Genomic DNA, 17,810 nt, shown 5'->3' on the forward strand with positions numbered 1-17,810 from the left:
CTCCATTCAGGACTGTTCGGGAACAAGGCGGGCGACCAGGTGCAGGCGGTCCCCGGACAACCGGTCGGACAGCGCCGCGTCCGGTTCCCACGGCGCGTCGGTGCGGGGGCCGGGCTCGTCGAACAGCGCCAGGACCTCGAACCCGGCGCTGTCCAGGTAGGACCGCAGTTCCAGCGGGAACAGCAGCCGCCACGCCGAACGCTGGTCCAGCGGTTCGGCGCACCCCGGCCAGTCCCACACGCGGCGTCGCCGCAGCAGCTGCGCGGCGTGGTCGATCCACAACCGGGTGCGCGAGCGGTAGGGCACGCCTTCCCAGACCACGGTCCGTTCCCGGACGCCGTCCAGGAGTTCGATGTTGCCCAGGAAGAACGCGCCGTTGCGCATCTCGGCGATCAGCAGCCCGCCCGGTTCGAGGTGGTCGCGGCAGCGGGCGAGGAAGCCGTGCAGCTCCGCGTTCGTGTGGCAGTACAGCAGGGCGCTGTCCAGGCAGGTGATCACGTCGAACCGGCGCCCGAGGGCGAAGTCGCGCATGTCGCCGACCACGAACTCGGCTCCGGGGCACGAATTCCCGGCGTGCTCGACCATCCGCTCCGACGAGTCCAGACCCACGACGTCGAAGCCCTGCCCGGTCCAGTACCGGGCGTCGCGGCCGGTGCCGCACCCGACGTCGAGCACGCTCTTCCCGCCGCCGAACCTGCCGACCAGATCCACGACGAACCTCGCGGCCAGGTGCTCGGGATCGGGGAACTGCTGCTCGTAAAGGGCGGGGTTGTCGGTCAGGAAGTTGCTGCTGTGGATTTCCGGCGACACCGGCCAGCTCCTGTTCTGCTTCGCGGCCCGAAGATTCCTCTGCGCGTCATCGCGAGCACCCCCACCGACGAGGCGCACCCGATCAGCACGCACACCGCCGACGGCAGCCACCCGGCGACGTCCATGGCCCAGCCGATCAGCGCGTTCCCACCCGCCCCGACCACGCCGGAGGCCAGGTAGAACATGCCGAAGTAGGTGCCGGACAGGGCGGGTGGTCCGAACGACGGGATGAGTTCGTAGACGAAGGGCTGGGCGAACATCAGTCCGGCGGACAGCCCGAGCGCGGCGACCAGCACCGGCGCCATCCGCAGGAAAGTGCCCTCCAGCCCGGTCGGGACGCCCGCTGGCTCGAACATCCCGGACGCAGTGGTGGCCAGGAAGGCCGCGCCCATCACCGCCAGGCCGACGGCTATCGCCCGGCCCCGGCCCCACCGCTTGCCGCGCTCGGTGACGCGGACCTGGAGGGACAGCGTCAGCACCGTCGAGACCAGGAAGATCACCGCGATCGGCGCGGACGATCCGGTCAGCCGCGCGGCCTCCATCGGCAGGATCAGGTAGAGCTGGTTCTGCAGCGCGAACATCCCGGTCAGCACGGCGGTGAACGCCAGGAAGCGGCGGTTGGTCAGCACCTCCCTCCAGTCGGCGAGCACCGACGTCGTCGAGCGCTCGACCGGTCGCTTCGGCAGCACCGCGACCTGCGCGGCGGTCAGCAGCGCGAAGATGACCCCGGCGGCGACGGCGGAGATCTGGAAGCCGACCAGGATCAGCAGGCTGCCCAGCAGCGGGCCGAGCAGCGCCCCGGCGTTGGCGAAGATGTTGAACAGCGAGAACGCCTCCGCGCGGCGTTCCCCGGCCTCGTGCGCCAGGTACGCCCGGACCGCCGGGTTGAACAGCGCACCGGCGAGTCCGCTGAGGACGGACGCCAGCACCAGCACCGGAAGCGATGTGCCGAGCGCGAACAGGCCGAATCCGACGGCCCGCAGCGCGCATCCGGCGATGATGACGCCGCGAGCGCCGAGCCGGTCGGCGGCGGAACCGCCGACCAGGAACATGCCCTGCTGGCTGAAGGTGCGGACGCCGAGCACGATCCCGACCAGCGCGGCCGACATGCCCAGCTCGTGCCCGAGGTACCCGGACAGGTAAGGGATCAGCAGGTAGAAGCCGGTGTTCACGCCGAGCTGGTTGACCAGCAGCACCTGCACGGAGAGCGGGAAGCTGCGGATCAGGCGCCAGGTCCTCACTCCGGCCCCGCTAACCGCACGCCCAGCCCGGCGGTGCCCTCGGGTTCGAGGAAGCCGTCCGCACCACCGATTCCGGTCCAGGGGTCGTGCGCGAGCAGCAGGTGGCCGTCGAGGTCGACCCACCGCGCGCAGCCCGCGAGGTGCACGGCGGGCGCGATGCCGAGGCTGCTGGCGACCAGGCAGCCCAGCATCACGTCCACATCGGACTCGTAGGCCGCGTCGACGATCTCCATCGCGGCGCTGATCCCACCGCACTTGGCCAGTTTGATGTTGACGCCGTGAACTCCGTCCAGCGCGCGCACGTCCTCGACGCCGGCGGCGTCCTCGTCGGCGATGACCGGAACCGGGGATGCCTTCGCGACTTCGGCGAGCAGTTCCGGCGTCCCCGCCTGGATCGGCTGTTCCACGGCTTCGACGCCGTACTCGCTCGCGGCGGTCAGCAGGCGGACGGCCTGGTCGGCTTCCCAGGCACCGTTCGGGTCAAGCAGCAGCCGCGCGTGCGGGGCGGCGGCGCGGATCCCGGCGATCCGGTCCAGCTCGCTCTCGCCCCCGCCGACCTTGATCTTGATCAGCTCGAAGCCGCGCCCGGCCAGGGATTCGGCCGTGCGAACCGATTCCTGGAGGGACGTGATGCCGATCGTGTAGGCGGTCGGCACCCGCTGCGGCTTCGGAAGTCCCAGCAGTTCATGCACCGGAACCCCGCGCAGTTTCCCGACCAGATCGTGCAACGCCGCATCGATCGCGGCCTTCACCCCGGGAGCGGTGTCGAACTCTCCCGGCCGGGCAAGCAGATCCTCCGGATCCGCTCCTTCGATGGTGCTGCGCAGCGCCTCGACGTGTTCCGCGATGCGCGCGATGTCGAGTCCGTAGTAGACGCTCGTGACGACCTCGCCACGCCCCACAACGCCCTCGTGCTCGATCTCCAGCGTCACTGCCGCCCGCTCGTACATCACCGAGCGCGAGATGCGGAACGGCTCGCGAAGCCGGAGTTCGCTGTTGCTCCAACGGAGTTTCACGCGGGCACCCCCACAGCCGGAAGCGGATCGGACACCTGGCGACATCGCGCCCACCCCTGCACCTCCGCCGCACGCGGGTGGGCGATCTCCACCGGCCTGGTGGCGATCGGCCGGTCGAACAGGCCGCGCTCGCGGCAGTAGTCGTCGTCGAAGATCGTGTCGAGGTAGCGGTGCGGGCCGTCGGGGAACACCGTGACCACCCGCGCCCCCGGCTCGACGCGGGCGACCCACGCCGACACCACCGCGACCGCGCCGGTGCTCCACCCGCCGCTGACGAACGAGTGCCCGGCCAGCCGCCTGCACGCGTCGACCGCCTCCGCGGGCCCGATCCAGTGCACCTCGTCGAACTGCTCGTAGTCGACGTTGCGCGGGTGGATGCTGCTGCCCAGCCCGCGCATGAGCCGGGGCCGCGCGGGCTGGCCGAAGATCGTCGAGCCGACGGTGTCCACCCCCACCAGGCGGATCGCGGGCCAGTGCCTGCGCAGCGTGCGGATGGTGCCCGCGCTGTGCCCGCCGGTGCCGACGCTGCACACCAGGACGTCGGCCTCGCTGAGCTGGCGCACGATCTCCTCGCCGAGCGAGGTGTAGCCGGACGGGTTGTCGGGGTTGTTGTACTGGTCCGGCCAGTAGGCGCCGGGCAGGTCCCGGCACAGCTCCCGGACCCGGTCCAGCCGGGCCTGCTGCCAGCCGCCGGTGGTGTGCGGCTGCTCGACCACCTCGATCCGGGCGCCGTGCGCGCGCAGCAGCGACCGCATGCTCGCCTCCAGCTCCCGGTCGACCACCAGCACCACCGGGTGCCCGAGCGCCTGACCGGCGAACGCGAGCCCGATGCCGAGCGTCCCGCTCGTCGACTCCACCACGGGCGCGCCGGGCCGCAGCTCACCCCGGTTCCGCGCGCCGACCAGCATCGACAGCGCGGCCCTGACCTTCATCCCGCCGACGCTCAGGCACTCCAGCTTCGCCCAGAATCCGGGGTGCGGCTGCGGGAGCGGGGTGCTGATCCGGGCCAGCGGGGTGTCCGGGAGCAACGCGAGGAGATCCGGGTTGCCGTCCGCCACCGGCGGGCGCTCCTCGATGCGAACAGTCACAGCTGTCCTTCCCTCGTTTAGTCGCGGTGACCACCGATCCGGCGGTCCGGTCCCTCAGAGCGAGTAGCGGAAGAGGGTTGTGGGGCCGCCGTCGAGCCAGAAGAACGGGTACGGCTCGGCCGAGACCGCGGTGACGCCGGAACCGAGGAAGCACGGCAGCACGGCGCTGGCCGTCTGCGCGAACATCACCAGCTGCTTGCCCGTCGACCGCGCGTGCTCCAGCAGCGGCTGGAAGGTCCCGTTGCCCACGACCATTCCCGACGCGAGCACCGCGTCGCAGTCGTCGAGCACCTGCCCGGCGTCGGTGATGATCGGCTCGCCCCACTCCGTGACCCCGCCCTTGCGGTCGCAGGCGACGTAGGAGCAGCCCCGGTCGCGCAGGTGGTGCAGCAACGAGTTCACGACCCCGATCACCAGCACCCGCCGGGGCTCGCCCTGGACCAGGTCGACCACGGACTTGGCCCGGTGCATCGACTTCTGCAACGAGCTGCCGCGTCCTATGTGGACCTGCTCGCCGTGGACCGCGTGCGGGCGGACGCTCATCAGGTAGGCGTCGAGCGCGGCGACCCGCACCGCCTGGTGCGGATGCCCCAGCAGTTCCCGCACCGGTGTGCCGACGCAGTCGACGACCACGTCATCGGTCAGCTCGCCGGGCTCGACCGCGCACGAGCCCACCGCGTCCTCGACGCGCAGGCTCAGCACGTGGTTGCGGTACGAACGGCCGCGCGACGCGTGCCGGGCTCCCTGCTGGGTGAGGAAACCGACGCTGACCGCGGTGTCCCCGATCGGTCCACTCAGGACTTCGCGCACGAGCTCGTCGACCGATCCGACGCTCATGCGGGCACGCCCTCGGCGTAGCGGACCTCCAGCGCGCCGACCAGCGACTCCGCCCGCGCGCGGGCGCCGCCCGGCCCTGCGGTCACCATGACGTGGCCGAGGTAGTTGTTGTTGCTGGTCGCGGGCCCGGCCCGGTGCCCGGCGGGCTTGAGCTTGTAGTCCACGACGTCGTCGGCGGCGTCCAGCAGCCCGGCTCCGGTGATCTCGTGGAGGGTTCCCTCGCGCGGCGGCAGCAGGAACGAGATCGCGGCGCTGCCCGCGCCGGTGTCCGCGCGTTCCAGCGACGGCTGCTCGCCGAGCGCGACCTGCGCGTAGGCCGCGGCGAGGTCGATGCCGGTGACGCGGCGGACCAGCTCGGTGATCTGGTTGCCCGCCGGGCGCGGGTTGACCTCGACGATGCGCGGTCCGGCCGGGGTGATCTTGACCTCGGTGTGCCCGACCACGTTGTCCAGGCCCAGCGCCTCGATCGCGGCGACCGCGATCCCGGTGACGGCCCGCTCGGTCGCCTCGTCAAGCGCAGCCGGGAACATATGCCCGGTCTCGACGAACCACGGCGCGCCGGCGACGCTCTTGTCCGTCACGCCGACGACGGTGGTCCGCCCCTGGAACGTCACCGTCTCGACGCTGACCTCAGGACCGGTGAGCAGTTCTTCCAGCAGTACGGTCGGATTCCGGCGCTGGCCGCGCGCGTTGACCGGAAACCCTTGCAGCGCCGCGTAAGCGTCGCGGAGCTCGGCTTCGTCGTGGACCTTGCGCACGAACATCCCGGCGCACAGGTCGACCGGCTTGAGCACCAGCGGGAACCCCATCGCCGCCGCCGCTTCCTCCAGCCCGGCAGCGGTTTCGGCGAGTGCGAACGCCGGTCCGGGCACGTCGGCCTCGCGGAGTGCACGGCGCGTGAGGTCCTTGCTGCACGCGCGTTCCACCGCCTCCGGCGGGGCGCCGGGGAGACCGAGCCGGTGGGCGAGGTGGGCGACGGCGGGCAGGTAGTAGTCGCAGGAGGTCAGCACGCCGTCGAAGCCGAGGACCTGGTGCAGCTGCTCGGCGTGCGCAGCGAGCGCGGGGACGTCGTTGGTCTCGCAAGTGAGCAGGTTCTCCGCGCCGAGCAGCGGGTGCGTGCCGGGAACCGGGTTCGAGCGCAGGTAGTGGTGCAGGTCGCGCGTGATGAAGCTGAACCGGTGCCCTGCCTCCCTGATTGCTCTGGGAAGCAGCGTGCTCATCGCCCCGACCCAGCTCTCGACCATCAGCAGGTGACCCACTCCAGCTCCCTCGTTCGGTTGAACCAGCCGAGCGGCGATGATAATCGTTGTCAATAAGCTCCACAACCACCTAGCGGGTAACAACGAAGGGTGAAGTCACTGTGATCACAGCCCGGCTCTGCCTCGCGGTCGTCCTGACGACGCCGCTGCTCGGCGCGGCCCCGGTTCCGCTCCGGTTCGAGGAGTGCCCGCCCGGGGTCGACCCGGCGCTGGAGTGCGCGCAGCTGGAAGTCCCGCTGGACCACGCCAATCCGGACGGGCGGACGCTGTCCGTCGCCGTCTCCCGGATCAGGGCGTCCGGAACGCCGGAGGAATACCGAGGCGCGTTATTGGTCAATCCCGGCGGCCCGGGCGGAAGCGGGCTGGAGTACGCGGCGACCAAACGCGCGAAACTTCCCGAGTCCGTGCAGCGCTCCTACGACATCATCGGCTTCGATCCGCGCGGAGTCGGCCGCAGCGCGCCCGTCGACTGCGGGCCCGCGGGCGGACTTTTCGACCACCCGACAGCAGATCCCGTCGACGAGGACGCCTTTCTCGCGGGCTTGAAGCGGATCTCCGACGACTGCGTCAAGCACATCGGCGAGGTCCGCCCGCACATCAACACCGCCAACACCGCCCGCGACATGGACCTCCTCCGCCGGGCGCTGGGCCAGCCGGAGCTGAACTACCTCGGCGTCTCCTACGGCACTTATCTCGGCGCGGCTTACGCGGCCGAATTCCCCGAGCACGTCGGCAGAATGGTCCTCGACAGCGTGGTGAGCCCGGACGACTGGCACACCTTCGACGTCAAGCAGGGCTTCGCGATGATCGAGCAGCGCGACGTCCTGCTGCGCTGGATCGCCGCGCACCCGACCACCGGCCTCGGCTCAACGCCGGAAGAAGTCCGCGCGAACTACGACCGCGCCCGCGGCCTGCTCACAGGACACCCGGAGTTCGGCCCGGGCGAGTTCGACCGGCTCGTGTACCGAACCCTGTCCCGCACCGAGCGCTGGGAGCCGTTCGCCCGCGCGCTGGCGACCTACCTCCAGACCGGCGACACCACGGGCTTCGGCCCCGCCGAGCCGACCGACCGCAACTACGAAGCCGCCCTGCGCACGGTCAAGTGCGCCGACAGCCCCCGACCGTCCACATCGGACGTGACCGGAGCGGTGCGCGCGCTCCGCGCGGCGGACCCGCAACCGGTCCTGACCGGCCTCGAAGCCGCCACCTGCGCGTACTGGCCGGAACCGCACGAACCGGCCCGCCTGGGCAGCAACGACATCCCGCCCGTACTGCTCACCCAGGCGTCCCACGACCCGACCACACCGCTGGCCGGAGCGCGGGAAATGCAGGCCAGGCTGGGAGGTTCCCACATGGTCACCCTGCACAACAGCTACTCCCACGGCGTCTTCGCCAGCCAGCGCAACCCTTGCGTCGACGACACCGCCGCCGCGTATCTCGTCGACGGCGCCGTTCCCGCTGGGGACGTGGAGTGCTCGGGGGCTGGGCTGCCCTGAGGCCGATCAGGCGTCAGCTTCGGGCGGGCGCGGGGGTTTTCCTTCCTGGTCCTGGGAATCCCAGTCGCCGAACACGGCGGGCGCGACCTGCGGGAGCCCCAGCTCCTGCCAAGCCTCGCCGGTGCGATCGACGTACTTGTTGACGTGGTCTTTGTCCTCCGCACGCTGACCGCGATCGGCCACACCGGGCGCACCGGCGAAGCCGCTCACAACACGGGCCGATGTCGTGCCGGTAGTGCCCTTCGCGCCGCCACCGGAACCGCCAACACTGGAACGCCCGCCGCCGGGCCTTTCACCGCCGGACTTCCCGTTGCCACCGGCCTTTCCTGCGCCACCGCGACCCGTTCCGGTACCACCGGCCGGCACTCCACCGGCGCTGGTCGGCGGAACCACCGCGCCGCCCGCGCTCGACGCAGTGGCGGGACCGGTGCCGCTCGCGTTCGGTGCCGTGGCCGCCGCCGGGGCAACCCATGCCGAACCGGATTCGGCCGGAGCCTCCGGAGTCGGCGAAGGTTCCGCTACGGGCGAATTCGGCTGAGCCTGCGTAGGAATCGGCATCGGCGTGTGCGCCACAGGAGTCGGCAGCGTCGTGTTTTCGGTACTGGCGTAACCGAACCGCGGATCGATCTTGTCCACCGGCTTCGTCTGCGCAGGGCCGACCTCACCGGAGAAGACAGGCAGCGGCGAGAACTTCTGCACCCCGCTGACCCGCTCGTTGCTCACGTCGGCGTAGGAGGTGTACTGCTGCCGAGCGTGCGTCTCAACCTGGATGTGCACTTCCTCGTGCATGGCCCGCAATCCGCTCTTGACCGCGTACGAGAACGGATTGACGTAGTCGCTCCACCCGATGTTGTCCGGCGGGACCACGTGTGGCGGCGGAAAAGCGTTCTTGAAGTCCGCCGATCCCTGCGCCTGCCGTCCAACCACGACACTGACGTCGGCCGCGACCTCGGCTGCCTCCCGCGTCGCCTTCGACAACGGCGTCATGCTCTCCTTGGCCTGGTCACCAGCCGCTCCCCACATCACGACGTCGAACTTCCGCAACACCGCTTCCAACGCCACATCGGCTTCGCGGAACGCGGCGCTGACCCGGTTCAGCCAGATGGCCTCGGCCCGAGAAGCAGATGCCACCCCCGGACCGGCCTCGACTTCCCGGTAGATCTTCGGATGATCGAACGGCGCCTGCCCGGGTGCGGGCACCTCGGCGACGCCGAACGCCCAGTCAAACGTTTCCATGCCCCCAAAGTCCCTTCTCACGCAGGAGGAAGGTTCGCCAGCACCAGACCCGTGATCTTGTCCGACATCGCGCAGGGGGCCGCGTACTCCGGATTGCCGCGGCCGTCGGAACCAGTGGTGAAGTGCACCGTCAGCGCGTCCGCGTCCGAGACCCCGACGATCGTCGAACAACGGATGTCGCTTGTTCCCCCATGCACCGCCGGGTATCCGCTCACCTCAGCGGTCGGATTTCCCTGTTCGTCGCCATGGATCTTGGACTCCCAACGCAACCCGTCGCCTTGAACCGTGTCCGGAGCGACGGTGGCCGAGAACTGCTGATTCCTCCACGTGCACTTCGGCTGCCCCCACTCCGACTGATCGGGTTCACCCGTGATTGCCGCCTTCAGCTGCTGAAGTTGTTCCACCGACAGCAGTTGGCACGGATCAGGGAACGCTTTGAGGTTCTTCGGATGGTCGATGTGCAGCGGATCGTCGGCTGCTTGGGATGTTGCGCCTGCCGGAACAGGGGCCGGATCCGGTACTCCGCTCACAACAGTGGCGCAGCCCGTCGAGCCAAGCGCGACCAGGCCGGCGGCTACCAGCACCATGCGTGATCTCCGCATGATCACCCCGCTCTGTTTTCGTCGTCGATCCGCTGGTATTCGTCGAGCGCTTTCGCAACCGCAGCCTTGAAACCGTCGATCCAACTGATCATCTGGCTCGTCGTCCGATACAGGTCCCCGTCGCCGCCCTGCGCTCGGGCGCCGAGTTCCCTGAAGACCCCCACCGTCGCATCGTCGACGAACGGAGGCTGGACGCCCTTCAGCTCAAGGGCCACGTCCTGGATCTTCTCGTACTTCTCGCGCACTGCGCCGAGCTCAGCCAGCAGCTCCGGTGCTCGATCGAGATCGACGTGGAAAGTAGTGTGTCCGTTGACGCTCACCGCTGAGTCCTCCTCAGGCCGGTTACGTTGCGGCGCGCGCGATCCTTCCACTGACGCTCAGTAGTCAGCTAGGCGGTTGCCCCGATTTGACGCAATCGTTGCCACGGCTGGGCCTAATAGCCCAGCGGTGCCTCAAGTTTTGCTCGATGGTCCCCCAGCGCCTCGGCGATCAAATGATCATGCGCTGGCCCAACGAGAGTCTGCTCGCCGTATGGCGCCTGCGGGATCCTTGCTACGCGCCCGGACGCACAATGATGCGTCGTGATCGACCACGGTGCGAGGTGGCGACGGCCCATGGCGTCGCGGATTCCGACGTTGAACTGGCCGATCCGTCGGTCGGCGAGCTTCGCGAAGGCTCCGACGGTGCGGGCGTCGTCGGTGCTGACACCCGCCTGCCCCAGTTCGTACGCGATCCAATCCCCTTGATCCGCCTTGTGGTTCTCCGCTTCGAGCGCTGCCGCGGTCAGGATCTCCGTCGGTACCAGCACCGGCCGTCCCGACGCCGGAGCGGCATCGGGCAGGCAGTCGACCAGCCTCCGGTCGGCGCTGGCCGGGCGGACCTCGTCGATCCGCACCCGGTCCGCTCGCAGCACGATGCGGAACGCCAGCCCCTGGCCGACCGCCACCATCGCGCGCGTCTCCGGCTCGTCCGGTGCGGTCAGGTAGAGGTAACCGAAGCTCTGGCCGTACACCAGCGCGGAGACGATCTCGTACCAGCGGTCGTCCAGCCGTCCGCTGCTCTCGATCCACCCCTTCGACCGCGCGCTGTCCTCCGCGGCGGCCAGCGTGGCTCCCGGATCGGCCGGCTGCGCCAGACCGCTTCCGCGTGAGAACACGAAAACCGGTACGTCGAACCTGCGCCGGCTCTCCGCCGCCGATGCGAGTCCCGCGTCGTGGCGGGCCTTCTCGCTCCGCACGATCACGCCGAATTCCCACAAGCTGCATTCCATCCCAACGCCCCCGGAACGTCGAAACGCGAGCCCAGCTTGCGGAGCCTAGCCATGTCACCGTGAAACGGTTCAGCACTGCGGGAAGGACCACCCGGACAGCCGAAACCTCACCGCCCGATGCCGGTGATGGACCGGACCTCCATCTCCGCGCTGCGGCGCTCGTCGAGCTGGCCGCCGCCGAGCAGGGTGCCGACGTAGCCGCACAGGAACGAGATCGGGATCGACACGATGCCCGGGTTGCTCAGCGGGAACCACGCGAAGTCCACCCCCGGCAGGATCGACTCCGGGCCGCCGGAGACGACCGGGGAGAAGCTCATCAGCAGCAGGCAGGAGCCGAGGCCACCGTAGATCCCCCAGAGCGTGCCGCGGGTGTTGAACCTCCGCCAGTACAGCGTGAACAGCAGGGTCGACAGGTTCGCCGATGCGGCGAAGGCGAACGCCAGTGCCACCAGGAACGCGATGTTCTGGCCGTTTACCAGGATTCCGCCCGCGATCGACGCCGCGCCGATGACCATCGCGGTCAGCCTGGCGACCCTGACCTCCGAGTCCGGGTCGGCCTCCCCCCGGCGCAGGACGTTGGCGTAGACGTCGTGGGCGAACGAGGCCGACGCGGTCAGCGTCAGGCCCGCGACCACCGCGATGATCGTGGCGAACGCGACCGCCGCGATGATTCCCAGCAGCACCGTCCCGCCGACGCGGTAGGCCAGCAGCGGCGCGGCCGAGTTCTCCCCGCCCGGCGCGGAGAGGATCGCCGCCGGCCCGTTCACCGCACCCGCGCCATAGCCGATCACCAGCGTGCACAGGTAGAACACCGCCATCGTGCAGGTCGCCCAGACCACCGAGCGGCGCGCCTGCTTGGCGTCGGGCACGGTGTAGAACCGCATCAGCACGTGCGGCAGCCCCGCGACGCCGAGCACCAGGGCCAGCGACAGCGACACGAAGTCCAGCTTGGTCAGCGGGTTCGCGCCGTACTGCGCGCCCGGCGCGAAGATCTTCTCCCCCAGCGGGTTGCTCTCGGCCGCCCGCTCCAGCAGCGAGGTCAGGCTGAAGCCGAACTTGCCCATCAGGAACAGCGTGATCATCAGCACGCACAGCATCAGCATGACGGCCTTGATGATCTGCACCCAGGTCGTGCCCTTCATCCCGCCGACCAGCACGTAGGCCACCATGACCACGCCGACTACCGCGATCACCAGCGCCTGCCCGCTGCCGCTGTGCACGTCCAGCAGCAGCGCGACCAGGCCACCGGCGCCCGCCATCTGGGCGACCATGTAGGCCAGCGAGATCACGATCGTCGACACCGCGGACGCGGCCCGCACCGGACGCTGCCGCATCCGGTAGCTGAGCACGTCGCCCATGGTGAACCTGCCGGTGTTGCGCAGGAGTTCGGCGACCAGCAGCAGGTTCACCAGCCACCCGACGAGAAAGCCGATGGAGTACAGGAACCCGTCGTAGCCGTAGACCGCGATCGCCCCGGCGATGCCGAGGAACGACGCCGCCGACAGGAAGTCGCCGGACAGCGCGATCCCGTTCTGCGCGCCGTTGAACCCGCCTCCCGCGGCGAAGTACTCGGTGGCGGTGCCGATGCTGCTGGCCCGGTACACCACGAACAGGGTGATCAGCACGAACACCCCGAAGATGCTCATGTTGAGCACCGGATTGGCCGCGATCACGACGGCTCACCCCCGGTCACCTCGCGGTGCAGCGCCGCGACCCGCGGGTCGATCCGCCTGGCCGCGTACTGCAGGTACAGCGCGGTGATCAGGATCGTCGAGGCGAACTGCCCGACTCCCATCACCAGCCCGACGTTGACCACCCCGAACAGCCTGGTGCTCATGAAGTCGTGGAAGTACGCCGCGAGCACGACGTAGCCGAGGTACCAGACGAAGAACAGCGCGCTCATCGGGAACACGAAGGCGCGCAACCTCCTGCGCAGCACCAGGAAGTCGCGGCTGCGCGCGATGGCGGGGAAATCCGGTTCGGGGATTTCCCGGCGCGCTGCGGACCGGTCGATCGCGCCGAAGGCGGCGGGACGGCGGGCATCGCCGGCCCGCCGGGATTGCGACTGGGTTGCGTGGGGCATGCGTCCTTCCAAGCGGTCAGGTCGCCGCGGCAACGGGGACTTTGCGTGGGGAAGCGATTCGCCGGACATCGGCAACTGCCGACAGCGCCGGAAGTCTAGCCAGCGAAGTGATCTCGGAGTTGCGACGCAACGACACAGCACACCTATTGATGAATTTGTCGGTCACGTACCGTGTTTGACGACCAGAAGGCCGACTCCCCGCGGTACCGGTACGGATTATTGATCTTGTTCTGCCCGGATCCCGAGCCGGCGCGATCTCCGCTGGTCAGCGGATGTTGATCGAATGCGGGAAATGATCGGGAAAACCCTGATCCGGGGATGGCGGGCCAACTTCAGCCGGACAGGAAGCACCTATCACCCATCAGGTGAAAAAGTGCTGCTGCGGCCCATGATCCCGTACACAAACGGTGTCGGCAAATCCGCGGCGCGCGGGCCCGGCGCCGGTCAATGATCTTCCTTTGCCGCGATTTCCCTGGTCAGCCAAGGAAAACGGAGAGCATCGGGTGATCGTTATGGTGGGGTAAGGTTCTGCACTCGACATCCGGAACGAACCAAACGCCCGGAACCCAGCAAGCACGGAAACTGCCCGACAGCACGGGAATACCGAGCACGGGAATAAACCAAAACGCGCCCCGGAACCGGGTGCACCACCGCGCCGGCCGGCCACCGGAAACCTCCCGGTTTCCCGGGAGAACACCGCCACGCATCAACGAACGTTGGGCCGCACCTGCCCACCAGACGAACGCGCTGTTGGCGACTCGTTTCGACCGCGCGGGAAGGGATTGCGTCGTGAGCAGCGGATTCGACAGCTCGCCCGTCGACGCGCACCGGGCGCCCGCGTGGTCGCGCGCCGCTCGCGGAATCGTCCAGTGGCGCAACTGGAGGCTGGCCTTCAAGCTGGCCGCCGTCGTGCTCGTCCCGGTGATCACCGCCGTGACCCTCGGCGTGATGCAGATCCGGGAGCAGATCGAGCACGCGGCCGGGTACACCGAGATGGACCGCGTCGTCGCCGCGGCCGGATCGGTGCGCTCCTCGGTCGACATGCTCCAGGACGAACGCACCGCGGCAGCCGAGTTCCTGGCCGACGGCCCGGTCCGTCCGCAGCAGTTGCAGGACCGCTTCACCGCGTCCGACCGGGCCATGCAGCACCACGTCGCGGTGCTGCGGGAGAACCTCGCCGACAACGTCGTGGTCCGGCTCGCGCGCCAGGACGCCGAGCGCAAGGTCGGCGAGCTCCCCCTGCTGCGCGAGCAGATCCTGGGCACCCACGTCGATCCCGGGGTCGCGGTCAACAGCTACACCGAGATCATCAGCGTGCTGCTCGGCCTGGACCGGACGCTGATCAGCCAGGTCTCGTCGGCGCAGCTGACCTCGACCGCGATCAGCGTGCACGAGCTGGCCAAGATCGGCGAGGAGATGCGGCTCCAGCAGGCGGTCGTGCTGATGGGCCTGACCCGGGGCAGCCTCAACACCCGGGAGATCGCGCTGCTCGACGCGAGCGAGACCCGCCGCGCCGCCGCCCTGCGCGAGTTCCGGGCCACCGCGAGCCCGCGGGAACGGCTGGACTACGACCGGATGTACCTGCGGCCGGAGACGACCGCGCGGGAGACCACGCTGCGGCTGGCGATGACCGAGCGCAAGCCCGGCGAGTCCGAGCTGTCCTCGGCCCTGGTGACCCCGCCCGCGTGGCAGGCCCAGTCGGCGCGCGCGCTCGACGCGCTGGTGGCGATCCAGACCCGGTTGGAGAACCGGCTCCACGACACGGCTTTCTCGTTGCAGGACATCGCGAGCAACCTGGCCGGGCTGGAGTCGGTGATCCTGCTGTCCACGCTGCTGATCGCGGGCGCGGTGGCCGCGCTGGTGGCCCGCCAGCTGCTCGGCTCGCTGGCGCTGCTGCGCCGCAGCGCGCTGGAGACCGCCAACGTCCGGCTCCCGCAGGCGGTGTCCGACATCCGCGCCGGGCACGGCGAGCGGACGCCGATCGAGCGGGTTCCGGTCGACACCACCGAGGAGATCGGCCAGGTCGGCCGGGCCTTCGACGCGGTGCACTCGCAGGCCGTCAGCCTCGCCTCCGAGCAGGCCGAGCTGCGGCACCACTACAGCGACTCGTTCATCAACGTGTCCCGGCGGAGCCAGAGCCTGCTGGAGCGCCAGCTGCGGCTGTTCGAGCAGCTGGAGCGGGACGAGGAGGACCCCGACCAGCTCGCCACGCTGTTCCAGCTCGACCACCTGTCCACCCGGATGCGCCGCAACAACGAGAACCTGATGGTGCTCGCCGGTTCCGACCTGGCGCGGCGGTTCACCCAGCCCGCCTCCCCCGCGGACCTCGCCCGGGCCGCGGTGTCCGAGATCGAGCACTACCCGCGGGTGCTCGTCGAGCCGCTGCCGGACGTGCGGATCGTCGGCTACGCCGCCAGCGATCTGGTGCGGCTGCTGGCCGAACTGCTCGACAACGCGGCGAACTTCTCCGCCCCGCAGACCAGCGTCGTGGTGTCCGGGCACCGGCCCGGCGACGGCTCGCTCGGCATCGACGTCGTCGACCAGGGCATCGGGATGAAGCCGGAAGCGCTCGCGGCGGCCAACGAGCGGCTGGCCAGCGACGGCGAGATCGAGCTGTCCACCTCGCGGCGGATGGGGTTGTTCGTGGTCGGCAGGCTGGCCGCCCGCCACGGCATCCGGGTGGAGCTGCACCCGGGGCCGGAGGGCACCGGGCTGCGCGCCCACGTCGGCGTCGGCGCCGAGCTGCTGGTGGAGACCGCTCCGGCGGCGGCCCGGATCAACGGCGTGGCCGACAGCGACGTGCCGCTGCCGACCGCGCGCATCGAAGAACCGCCGACCCAGCGCAGGCCCATCCCGGGGTCGGAGGAGGAGACGCTGGTCCAGGCGTTCGACTGGGCGGCGGCCGAGCAGGACGCGGCGAGTCCCGGTCAGCGCAACGGTTTCGGGCCCGCGGTGCCCCAGCGGCCGTCCGGCAACAACGGCGTCCCCCAGCACCAAGCACCCCAGCACCAGGAAGCACTCCAGCGCCCGGAAGCAACCCAGTACAACGAAGCAACCCAGCACCACGAAATACCGCAGTACAACGGAACACCGCAGCACAACGGCGTACCGCGGCACAACGGAACGCCGCAGTACAACGGTCACCACAACGGGGCGCCGACGCCGATCTTCGACGACCTGGCTTCGGCGTGGTTCCAGGTGTCGCAGCCTCCCGACCGCGGGACCGCGAACGGCGGCAGCGTGCGGTGGCCTGCCCGGCCCGCGGGCCCCGGACAGGACTGGAGCTTCGCCAACGACCAGGAACGGCGCCGGGCCGAGGAGGTCGCCGCGAACGAACCGGCGGACTACACCTCGGTCGGGCTGCCGGTCCGCGTGCCCCGCGCGCACCTGGTCGCGGGCAGCGCGGCCGGTGGGGAAACCCCGCGGCTGCAACGGGATCCGAACGTCGCGCGGGGTCGGCTGGCCAGCTTCCAGCACGGCCTGCACCGGGGGCGGCACCGGCAGAACGGCGCGCCTCCCGTGCTCGGCCCGGAGCCGCCCGCCGCCCCTCCGGTCGCGCCCGAGCCCGCGCCGCCGGTCGAGGAACCGGCCGACTACACCTCCGCCGGGCTGCCGCGCAGGAGTCCCCGCTCGCAGCTGGTCGCGGGCGTGGCGAACGACCCGGCCGCGACCCCGCCGCGCGACGCCGACCTGATGCGCGGGCGGCTGACGAGCTTCCAGCGCGGGGTCCGCGAGGGCAAGCACACGCTGCGCGAGGACGCGGCCGACGACCACCGGTGACACAGCACAACCAACGAAGGACAGGAGGCGCTATGAACTCCCAGCAACCCCAGCCGAGCCAGTTCGGCTGGTTGGTCACGGATTTCACCGAACGGGTGCCGGGGGTGGCGCACGCGGTCGTGGTGTCGGCCGACGGGCTGCTGCTCACCGCCTCGGCGAAGCTGCCCACCGACCGGGCCGACCAGCTCGCCGCTGTCGCGTCGGGGCTGCTGAGCCTGACCCAGGGCGCGGCCCGCTGCTTCGAGGCGGGCGCGGTCACCGAGACGGTGGTCGAGATGGAGCGCGGCCTCATGCTGCAGATGGCGATCAGCGACGGCTCCTGCCTGACCGTGCTGGCCTCCCCGCACTGCGACATGGGCCTGATCGCCTACGAGATGGCCATGCTCGTCGAGCGGGTCGGCCAGATCCTGACGCCGGAACTCCGCTCCCAGCTCCAGGGCACGAATCGAGTGATGACCGGCCAGTCGGTGTGAGGACCCCATGACCACAGGTTCGGGCTCATCAGGACGCCGCCACGCGGCCGGGTCGTCGGACGCGGACGTGATGGCCGAGGTGTTCAACAGGTTCACGCTCAGCAGCGGGCGCGGCAGGCGTCAGGCCGCCGTCGCGGAGCCCTCGGAGCCCGGTCAGGACGCCTCCTGGCCGGTCGAGGAGCCTGTCGAGGTCGAGGAGCCGCCGGAACCGGAGGAGCCGGTGGAGGCCAGGGAGCCGGGCGAGCCGCGGCATGCCGGTGCGGAGGAGTCCTCCACCTGCATCCGCCCGTACGCCTGGACCGGTGGCCGGACCAGGTCCAGCCAGCGGCTCGAACTGGAAACGCTGGTGTCCACCAGCGAGATGTGCCGATCGGCCATGGTGCAGCGCCTCGAGCACCACTCGATAGCGGAGCTGTGCAGGCATCCGCGGTCGGTGGCCGAGGTGGGCGCGATGCTGGCCGTCCCCCTCGGTGTCGCCCGGGTCCTGCTGGGCGACATGGCCGATCTCGGGCTGATCACCGTGCACCGCACGGTCACCGAGAACGGCAGCACGTCGCACCTGATGCTCATGGAGCGGGTCCTGAAGGGACTGCGAAGGCTGTGATCCGCGTCTGCTCCC

The 17,810-nt window shown here is 70.1% G+C and carries 16 protein-coding genes; 4 read left to right on the forward strand and 12 right to left on the reverse strand.

All coding sequences use genetic code 11. The annotated features are described in order from the left end of the window. Nucleotides 1-6: 6 nt before the first annotated feature. The 6 genes from ABD691_RS12750 to ABD691_RS12775 are packed head-to-tail and all read right to left on the reverse strand — an operon-like array spanning nucleotide 7 to nucleotide 6,251. Nucleotides 7-810 carry a class I SAM-dependent methyltransferase gene (locus tag ABD691_RS12750; protein WP_344679831.1) on the reverse strand — a complete coding sequence of 268 codons (804 nt, stop codon included), beginning with the start codon at nucleotides 808-810 and terminating at the stop codon, nucleotides 7-9. Continuing rightward, nucleotides 777-2,051, reverse strand: a complete 1,275-nt coding sequence (locus tag ABD691_RS12755; protein ID WP_344679832.1) for an MFS transporter — start codon at nucleotides 2,049-2,051, stop codon at nucleotides 777-779. The genes ABD691_RS12750 and ABD691_RS12755 overlap by 34 nt, the downstream gene beginning before the upstream one ends. Then, entirely contained in the window at nucleotides 2,048-3,067 is a 1,020-nt protein-coding gene (locus ABD691_RS12760; RefSeq protein ID WP_344679833.1) for a dipeptide epimerase, read from the reverse strand. Before ABD691_RS12760 ends, ABD691_RS12755 begins: the two co-directional genes overlap by 4 nt. Continuing rightward, nucleotides 3,064-4,155 carry a PLP-dependent cysteine synthase family protein gene (locus tag ABD691_RS12765; protein WP_344679834.1) on the reverse strand — a complete coding sequence of 364 codons (1,092 nt, stop codon included), beginning with the start codon at nucleotides 4,153-4,155 and terminating at the stop codon, nucleotides 3,064-3,066. The genes ABD691_RS12760 and ABD691_RS12765 overlap by 4 nt, the downstream gene beginning before the upstream one ends. Nucleotides 4,156-4,209: 54 nt before the next feature. Continuing rightward, nucleotides 4,210-4,992: a Rossmann-like domain-containing protein gene (locus ABD691_RS12770; RefSeq protein WP_344679835.1), complete on the reverse strand. Its 783-nt coding sequence runs from the start codon at nucleotides 4,990-4,992 to the stop codon at nucleotides 4,210-4,212. Then, complete coding sequence (locus ABD691_RS12775) at nucleotides 4,989-6,251, reverse strand: ATP-grasp domain-containing protein (RefSeq protein ID WP_344679836.1); 1,263 nt, start codon at nucleotides 6,249-6,251, stop codon at nucleotides 4,989-4,991. The genes ABD691_RS12770 and ABD691_RS12775 overlap by 4 nt, the downstream gene beginning before the upstream one ends. Before the next feature lie 101 nt (nucleotides 6,252-6,352). On the opposite strand from ABD691_RS12775, the gene ABD691_RS12780 reads away from it, so the two are divergent. Then, the gene (locus tag ABD691_RS12780; RefSeq protein WP_344679837.1) at nucleotides 6,353-7,747 is read left to right on the forward strand and encodes an alpha/beta hydrolase; all 1,395 of its coding nucleotides are present in this window, start codon (nucleotides 6,353-6,355) and stop codon (nucleotides 7,745-7,747) included. A 6-nt stretch (nucleotides 7,748-7,753) separates the two neighbouring features. On the opposite strand, the gene ABD691_RS12785 is transcribed toward ABD691_RS12780, so the two are convergent. From ABD691_RS12785 to ABD691_RS12810, 6 genes are all read right to left on the reverse strand, one after another. Further along, a complete protein-coding gene (locus ABD691_RS12785; protein WP_344679945.1) occupies nucleotides 7,754-8,983 on the reverse strand; it encodes a hypothetical protein in 1,230 nt (409 codons plus the stop codon). A gap of 17 nt (nucleotides 8,984-9,000) precedes the next feature. Then, a complete protein-coding gene (locus ABD691_RS12790) occupies nucleotides 9,001-9,570 on the reverse strand; it encodes a DUF3558 domain-containing protein (RefSeq protein ID WP_344679838.1) in 570 nt (189 codons plus the stop codon). Between the two features lie 17 nt (nucleotides 9,571-9,587). Next, nucleotides 9,588-9,905, reverse strand: a complete 318-nt coding sequence (locus ABD691_RS12795; protein WP_344679839.1) for a hypothetical protein — start codon at nucleotides 9,903-9,905, stop codon at nucleotides 9,588-9,590. Between the two features lie 113 nt (nucleotides 9,906-10,018). Beyond that, entirely contained in the window at nucleotides 10,019-10,828 is an 810-nt protein-coding gene (locus ABD691_RS12800; RefSeq protein WP_344679840.1) for an ESX secretion-associated protein EspG, read from the reverse strand. Between the two features lie 134 nt (nucleotides 10,829-10,962). Continuing rightward, entirely contained in the window at nucleotides 10,963-12,501 is a 1,539-nt protein-coding gene (locus tag ABD691_RS12805) for a solute symporter family protein (protein ID WP_344679946.1), read from the reverse strand. 23 nt (nucleotides 12,502-12,524) lie between these two features. Then, nucleotides 12,525-12,938, reverse strand: coding sequence for a DUF485 domain-containing protein (locus ABD691_RS12810; protein WP_344679841.1), 414 nt, complete (start codon nucleotides 12,936-12,938; stop codon nucleotides 12,525-12,527). A 789-nt stretch (nucleotides 12,939-13,727) separates the two neighbouring features. Here ABD691_RS12810 and ABD691_RS12815 point away from each other — a divergent pair. Genes ABD691_RS12815 through ABD691_RS12825 form a run of 3 tightly spaced genes read left to right on the forward strand, consistent with a single transcriptional unit; the run spans nucleotide 13,728 to nucleotide 17,795 of the window. Further along, a complete protein-coding gene (locus ABD691_RS12815; protein WP_344679842.1) occupies nucleotides 13,728-16,718 on the forward strand; it encodes a nitrate- and nitrite sensing domain-containing protein in 2,991 nt (996 codons plus the stop codon). 32 nt (nucleotides 16,719-16,750) lie between these two features. Next, nucleotides 16,751-17,191 carry a roadblock/LC7 domain-containing protein gene (locus tag ABD691_RS12820; protein ID WP_344679843.1) on the forward strand — a complete coding sequence of 147 codons (441 nt, stop codon included), beginning with the start codon at nucleotides 16,751-16,753 and terminating at the stop codon, nucleotides 17,189-17,191. 7 nt (nucleotides 17,192-17,198) lie between these two features. Further along, nucleotides 17,199-17,795 carry a DUF742 domain-containing protein gene (locus ABD691_RS12825; protein ID WP_344679844.1) on the forward strand — a complete coding sequence of 199 codons (597 nt, stop codon included), beginning with the start codon at nucleotides 17,199-17,201 and terminating at the stop codon, nucleotides 17,793-17,795. Nucleotides 17,796-17,810 lie beyond the last annotated feature (15 nt).

The sequence above is a fragment of the Saccharopolyspora taberi genome (assembly GCF_039534165.1).
GTDB lineage: Bacteria > Actinomycetota > Actinomycetes > Mycobacteriales > Pseudonocardiaceae > Saccharopolyspora_D > Saccharopolyspora_D taberi.

Excerpts from the sequence above, each read along its gene's own strand:
- ABD691_RS12805 (WP_344679946.1), bottom strand. The coding sequence starts at position 12,501 with ATGAGCATCTTCGGGGTGTTCGTGCTGATCACCCTGTTCGTGGTGTAC.
- ABD691_RS12820 (WP_344679843.1), top strand. The coding sequence starts at position 16,751 with ATGAACTCCCAGCAACCCCAGCCGAGCCAGTTCGGCTGGTTGGTCACG.
- ABD691_RS12770 (WP_344679835.1), bottom strand. The coding sequence starts at position 4,992 with ATGAGCGTCGGATCGGTCGACGAGCTCGTGCGCGAAGTCCTGAGTGGA.
- ABD691_RS12825 (WP_344679844.1), top strand. The coding sequence starts at position 17,199 with ATGACCACAGGTTCGGGCTCATCAGGACGCCGCCACGCGGCCGGGTCG.
- ABD691_RS12785 (WP_344679945.1), bottom strand. The coding sequence starts at position 8,983 with ATGGAAACGTTTGACTGGGCGTTCGGCGTCGCCGAGGTGCCCGCACCC.
- ABD691_RS12790 (WP_344679838.1), bottom strand. The coding sequence starts at position 9,570 with ATGGTGCTGGTAGCCGCCGGCCTGGTCGCGCTTGGCTCGACGGGCTGC.
- ABD691_RS12810 (WP_344679841.1), bottom strand. The coding sequence starts at position 12,938 with ATGCCCCACGCAACCCAGTCGCAATCCCGGCGGGCCGGCGATGCCCGC.